The 6436-nt window shown below is 62.8% G+C and carries 5 protein-coding genes and 1 tRNA gene; 5 read left to right on the top strand and 1 reads right to left on the bottom strand.

Features of this window, described 5'->3' with window-relative positions; translation table 11 throughout:
* The first annotated feature begins 266 nt into the window (after positions 1 to 266).
* Both ACFU53_RS26555 and ACFU53_RS26550 read left to right on the top strand, forming a co-directional pair.
* A complete protein-coding gene (locus tag ACFU53_RS26555; protein ID WP_383997284.1) occupies positions 267 to 1841 on the top strand; it encodes an amino acid permease in 1575 nt (524 codons plus the stop codon).
* A 180-nt stretch (positions 1842 to 2021) separates the two neighbouring features.
* A tRNA-Lys gene (locus ACFU53_RS26550) sits at positions 2022 to 2094 on the top strand.
* Between the two features lie 154 nt (positions 2095 to 2248).
* On the opposite strand, the gene ACFU53_RS26545 is transcribed toward ACFU53_RS26550, so the two are convergent.
* Complete coding sequence (locus tag ACFU53_RS26545; RefSeq protein ID WP_383997281.1) at positions 2249 to 2749, bottom strand: hypothetical protein; 501 nt, start codon at positions 2747 to 2749, stop codon at positions 2249 to 2251.
* Positions 2750 to 3031: 282 nt separating this feature from the next.
* On the opposite strand from ACFU53_RS26545, the gene ACFU53_RS26540 reads away from it, so the two are divergent.
* The 3 genes from ACFU53_RS26540 to ACFU53_RS26530 all read left to right on the top strand — a co-directional run bounded on the left by ACFU53_RS26540 (position 3032) and on the right by ACFU53_RS26530 (position 6425).
* Positions 3032 to 3244, top strand: a complete 213-nt coding sequence (locus ACFU53_RS26540; RefSeq protein ID WP_383997278.1) for a hypothetical protein — start codon at positions 3032 to 3034, stop codon at positions 3242 to 3244.
* 204 nt (positions 3245 to 3448) lie between these two features.
* Positions 3449 to 4054 (top strand): RNA polymerase sigma factor, encoded by a 606-nt coding sequence (locus tag ACFU53_RS26535; protein ID WP_383997275.1) that lies wholly within the window; start codon positions 3449 to 3451, stop codon positions 4052 to 4054.
* Complete coding sequence (locus ACFU53_RS26530; protein ID WP_383997272.1) at positions 4047 to 6425, top strand: hypothetical protein; 2379 nt, start codon at positions 4047 to 4049, stop codon at positions 6423 to 6425. The genes ACFU53_RS26535 and ACFU53_RS26530 overlap by 8 nt, the downstream gene beginning before the upstream one ends.
* Positions 6426 to 6436: the final 11 nt, after the last annotated feature.

Genomic DNA, 6436 nt, shown 5'->3' with positions numbered 1-6436 from the left:
CGGCTCCTCCTTCGGCCGTCGCGACGAGAAGCCGCGCTGGAAGCGCAACGGCTGATGCTGATGGCCGTCGGCCGATGGCCGGTGTCGATCGCTGACGCCGACGGCTGAGGCCGGTGGCTGACGCCTGCCGACAACATCGAAGGGCCCGTACGACTCCGGTCGTACGGGCCCTTCGGGCTTGTTCCGCCTTGTTCCGCCCTGTTCCCGCCGGTTTTCGGCCATGGTGTGGCGCATGTCACGTCCCTGGGAAGGGAATTGCTGGGGGCATGACAGATGACGACATAGCCCGTGGGGCACCCGGGGCTTCGGCTCCGGTCTCTGTGTCGGTCTCGGTGTCCGACGAGGAACGGCTCGCCCAACTGGGCTACACGCAGGTCCTCGCCCGCCGTATGTCCGCGTTCTCCAACTACGCGGTCTCTTTCACGATCATCTCGGTCCTGTCCGGCTGTATGACGCTGTACCTCTTCGGCATGAACACCGGCGGGCCCGCGGTGATCACCTGGGGCTGGGTCGCGGTCGGCCTGATGACGCTCTTCGTGGGCCTGGCCATGGCCGAGATCTGTTCGGCCTATCCGACCTCCGCCGGCCTGTACTTCTGGGCCCATCGACTGGCGCCGGAGCGCAGCGCGGCCGCCTGGGCGTGGTTCACGGGCTGGTTCAACGTGCTCGGCCAGGTCGCCGTGACCGCCGGCATCGACTTCGGCGCGGCGTCCTTCCTGGCGGCGTATCTGAACCTCGAGTTCGGCTTCGAGGTGACACCGGGCCGGACGATCCTGCTGTTCGCCGCGATCCTGCTGCTGCACGGCCTCCTGAACACCTTCGGCGTACGCATCGTCGGTCTGCTGAACAACATCAGCGTGTGGTGGCACGTGGTGGGCGTGGTCGTCATCGTCGGCGCGCTCGTCATCGTCCCCGACAGCCATCAGTCGGCGTCCTTCGTGTTCACGGAGTTCGTCAACAACACGGGCTGGGGCAGCGGGTTGTACGTGGTGCTGCTGGGCCTGTTGATGGCGCAGTACACCTTCACCGGGTACGACGCCTCCGCCCACATGACCGAGGAGACGCACGACGCGTCGACGGCCGGCCCCAAGGGCATCGTCCAGTCCATCTGGACGTCCTGGGTTGCGGGCTTCGTCCTTCTCCTCGGCTTCACCTTCGCCATCCAGTCCTACGACGGTGCCCGTGAATCGGCGACCGGGGTGCCGCCCGCGCAGATCCTGCTGGACGCGCTCGGCGCGACCGGCGGCAAACTGCTCCTTCTCGTCATCATCGGCGCGCAGCTCTTCTGCGGCATGGCCTCCGTGACCGCCAACAGCCGCATGATCTACGCCTTCTCGCGCGACGGCGCGCTCCCGTTCTCGCACGTCTGGCACACGGTCAGCCCCCGCACGCGCACTCCCGTGGCGGCGGTCTGGCTGGCTGCGGCCGGCGCGCTCGTCCTCGGACTTCCCTACCTGATCAATGTCACGGCGTACGCGGCGGTCACGTCGATCGCGGTGATCGGCCTGTACATCGCGTACGTCATCCCGACCCTGCTGCGGCTCCGCAAGGGCGACGCGTTCGAGCGGGGACCCTGGCATCTGGGCCGCTGGTCGCGGGCGATCGGCCTCATCGCGGTGATCTGGGTCTTCGTCATCACCGTCCTGTTCATGCTCCCGCAGCTGTCTCCGGTCACCTGGGAGAACTTCAACTACGCCCCCGTCGCCGTACTGGTGGTGCTGGGCTTCGCGGCGATCTGGTGGGCCGCCTCCGCCCGCCACTGGTTCCTCAACCCCGAGCACGAGCGCAGCGTGGCCCGGGAGGCCGCGCGGAAGGGGACGCCGAAGGCGATGGATCCGTAGGGGCGGGTGTCCATCCGCGGAAGGGTCTCGGGCACCAGTCAACTCGCCCCAGTTCCGGCGTTCTTCCGCCCGTTCTGTTCTGCGGCGGACCTTTTTGCGGCCCGCCGACGCGGCCGGGTCACCGATACCCGATCGGAGTCCCGGCCACGTCCGGCTATGCTCGGGGAGGCAACATCGCCTGGGCCCTTAGCTCAATTGGCAGAGCAGTGGACTTTTAATCCATTGGTTGTGGGTTCGAGTCCCACAGGGCCTACGGTTCGCAGGCAGGGGATATGGCCTCTGACCTGCTGCGAAGCGCCCCAACCGGTTCTGACCGGTCGGGGCGCTTCGTCGTTCTCGGTCGTGTGCGTGAGCGATGCGTGAGCTGACGGGCCGGGGACGCCCCACCCGGAGAGCCCTCGACCCGCTCAAACCGTTAGATCGAACTGCTTGAGCCAATCCGGATCGGCATCGCCCACCGTGGCGACCAGACCGCCGCAGAGCATCACCATGTACACGGTGAAGAGCATCGGGTCGTCCCCGTAGCGCTCGACTGCCTCGTTGAGGGTCACATCCGGCGCGTCCGGATGGCCGATGAACCCTGCTGCTTGGAGGAGGTCATCGTGCTGGATCCCCAGGCTGTCGGAGACCCACCTGACGGCGTCGCGCGCCTGTTCCTCAGTAATCTGCTCCCGCGCCCCGACAAGCCACCCCATCAGGATTGCCCAGACCGCGGTGGGATCTGAAGGGTGCTCACCCTCCATGAACGAGGCCCCAGGCCCCTGGGAGGGGTTCCGCATCCACGACGCTATATCGGCGCGCAGACGCTTTGCGGTCCGGGCACGGGAGATCTCGGAGAGGTCAGGCGTGACGTTGTGCCCCACCCGAGTGGCTTGTGCGCCCCGGCGGCGCTGGCTGTTTCGTCCCATGGACCGAGCATGACGTCCGTACCCGCTGGGGGGACGGGAAATGGCCAAGCGCCCCAAGCTCAGTTGGCGATGTGGCCGAGACACCGGAGCACGGGCCTGTCACCCTTCTAAGCCCCTGCCCCGGCTCGGCCCCAGGAAGCGAGCCTTGAGGGCGGCGAACGCGAGTTGGAGAGCTGGAGGATGGCGAAGGTGGCTGCCCGGAAGTCGCTGACCTGGGACCTAACGGTGCTGCGTGAGTACCAGTGAAAGCGCGGCAGCCGCAGTGAACGTGGAAGGACAGACGTGATCACGGTCTTGGTCGTACTGCTTGTGGGGGCGATTGGTCTCGTCGTCGCTGTCACCAGCTACTTCATGGTCCGGAGGGAGGGCACCTCCGCAGTCACTGCCCTGGGGACAGCGGCCAAGGCATTCGTGGCCTCTGTCACCCTGCTGGTCGGGGTGTTGGGCTTCGCGATCATGGTGCAGATGTTCCTCGATGTGCGTTCCTCTTCATAATCTGCACCGCCAGTGTCCACGAGGAGTGCATCGCCGACCGAGTCGCGTGGTGGCCCGGTCGGCAACGGACGATGATTTGTCATCGCGGACGCGCGGTCGACGGCCTTTGGAGATAGTGCTGTTGACTCATACCAGTTCACATGAAGCCATAGTGCCCGCACCCCGAGAACACGGAGCAAAGCGATGCCACCCGACCCGCCCTCCGTGTCTGATGCCCGCAGCAGACGGTTGGCCGAGGTCAACGACCAGATGGCAGCCATGTTCCGCGAACGGTATGGCCAGTTCTACGCGTTGGTCCGCAACGATGGATTCAGCGACGTGGATGCCCGCGAGGTCATCCTTGACGCAGGCCAATCCGTCAGCCGCTACCTGGTTGACAACGGGCCTGTCCGTGATCTGGTCCCTTACTTCACCGCCGCGATCCGAAACGCACAGGCAGACCGGAGGCGGGCCGCAGCCCAGAACCCGGTGGACCTTGTTGAGCTTCATGCCTACCTTGAGTACGCCAGCTATGACGAAGAAGATGATGACGTCCCTGCGGACAGTGAACAGGCGCTGATCGGCAACGTCTCCACAGAGGCTGCTCTCCAGGCCGCCAAGAGGGCGGTCGCTGAACTGCCGGACTACCTTCGTGAGCCTTTCCAGCTCAAGATCTACTCCGGACTAGCTCCACGCGAGATTGCGGCAATACTGGGCAAGAAGCCCCAGTCCATCCGGGCTCACCTCAGCGTGGCCAAGAAGCGGGTCACCGAGCTGACCCTGGCGATGCTTCGGGCCCAGGACGAGCAGGAAGGAGACATCGATGAGTGACGAACTCGAAGACCTGCTCAGGTCCGAATACGACGGGCAGCTGGACATCGAAGTGGAGATCCGTAGGCTGCGCCAGGCAAACGAGGCGCTACGTCATGGTGGTGCCGAGTCCGTCGGTGTCAGCGGGGAACAAGTCGAGCCGACGGATCGCAGGGCCGGGCTGACGAGATTCGCCTACCAGCGACAGGTTGAGATGATCGCTCCTCCCGCGCTGGAGGGCCGTGAATCTGAATTGGCCGACTTTGCGCACTTCTGCACGGCAGAAGATGGGCAGGATTACTTGCTTGTGCAGGGGCCTCCGTGGGCAGGTAAGTCGGCGCTATTGGCATGGTTTGCTATCAACCCACCTGCCGGAGTAGTGGTCGTTCCCTTCTTCGTCACTGCTCGGCTTGCGGGGCAGAGTGACCTCCAGGCATTTCTCGACGTAGTGCTGGAGCAGCTCGCCGAAATTGTTGGTCAACCCCTTCCTTCACAGATTCCCCCTGATGCTCAGGTAGGACACTTCTATCAACTCTTTAACGAAGCCGCTCAGGTTTGTCGGCAGTCGGGACAAAGTCTGGTCCTTTTGGTCGACGGGCTTGATGAAGACACTGGTATTACCGAAAAATTGGGTGCACGCAGTATTGCCGCAAGTCTTCCAATGGATCCTCCCGCTGGCGCTCGAGTGCTGGTTTCTGGGCGCCCTCATTCCTCTGTCCCGTCCGACGTGCCTGAACGTCATCCTCTAAGAGACTCTGCAATCGCCTACCATCTTCGGGCTTCTGAATACGCTCAGGTGCTTCGGGCTAACGCAAGCCGTGAACTTAGGGACCTCCTGTCAGGGGATGAGTTGCCGCATAAGATTCTTGGATTCTTGGTTGCGGCCGGCGGTGGTCTGAGTCTCCGTGATCTATCAGAACTTACCCATTATCCTATGCGGCAAGTCTTGCTTGTCGTGGGTGGCCGTACGTTTTCTGTACGCAATAGTCAGTGGCGAAGTGGATCACGGCGAGATATTGTTATGCTTGCTCACGAGGAACTCGTGGAGAACGCCAGAAAGGCTCTGGGTAAAAAGAGGCTGGCTGAATATCGCGAGGCGCTGCATCGTTGGGCTAGTCAATATCAACAGCAGGGATGGCCCGCGTCCACACCGGAGTACCTGTTGCAGGGATACTTTAACCTGCTTCTCGCGACGGGCAATCGGTCTGCAGCTTTCGCTTTGGTGGCAGATCAGTCGCGACAAGACCGGATTCTAGCTGCCAGTGGAGGCGACGCATCTAGCCTTGAGGAGATTGGGCGCCTGCAAGCGGCGATTTCTGAGGATTCAGATCCGGATCTCAAGCAGATGCTGATGCTCGCGATCAACCGGGACAAGCTCAAAAGGCGTAACAGCAATATTCCAGGCAACCTGCCAGCTGCTTGGGCGGCGCTCGGCAACTCTGGCCGTGCAGTAGCGCTAGCTTATTCCATCACTGCGCCGGATCGTCACATGGAAGCCCTTAGTGGGCTCGTAAAGGCATGGGTTTCCGCTGGGGAACTGGAAAGGGCGACGAAAGCGGCTTATTCTCTCAGAGATCATCGCCGCCAAGTTCGAGTAATGACTGAATTGACTCAGGCCCTCGCGGAATCCGATCATATCGAGCGGGCGCGGCAGATGGCGAGGACAGTTGCGCATCTCGTTGAGCTGATTGACGTGCCGAGTCAGCGCGCGTCTGGTCTGGCAGACCTGGTGACGTGCTTGGCGGTTGTCGGCGAATTGGATCAGGCTGAACAAGTGGCTCAGAAAATCCCTGACCCGTTTCAACGATCTCAGGCACTCGCAAGCTTGGTGCGTTATTTTGCTTTGACAGAACAAGCTCATCGAGCGCACTCGATCGCCAAGCATGCGGAAGAAACGGCGCGCTCAATCCCCGTGGAAGTTGAGGAAGCCCAGGCGTCTCCTATTCTTGTCGAGACCTTGGCCGCCACGGGAGAATTGGGAAGGGCCGAGTCTCTGGCACGTTCTATTACGGACCCGAGTCGACAGGCATGGGCTCTCATCAGTCTTGTGGAGGTCGTCACGCGTGCTGGGGATCTCGCCAAGGCCGAGGAGATCGCCCACACGATCACCGACGCGGATCAGCGATCGGCAGCTCTAGCAGAGCTGGTACGGGCAATGGTCGCAGCCGGCTGGTTGGAGCGGGCACAAGTCACCACTGAGTCCATCACTGCGCCCTTGCAAAAGGCGCGAGCTCTCGTGGAAATTGCCGATCGCGCCGACCCGCCCACCGCGCGGAAACTGCTTGCTCACGCACTGCTGATCGGACCCTTTGAGATCGCGGTCTCATCTTTGGCGAAGGTTGAGTCGGTGGTCGACATCATCGAAGCAGAGAGCCGACTGCCCGTCATCTGAAGCTTGCCAGT

Origin of the sequence: Streptomyces sp. NPDC057474, from assembly GCF_042802555.1 — a bacterium.
GTDB lineage: Bacteria > Actinomycetota > Actinomycetes > Streptomycetales > Streptomycetaceae > Streptomyces.
The sequence above is the reverse complement of the archived record's forward strand: the minus strand, read 5'-3'. Positions and strand labels throughout refer to the sequence as shown.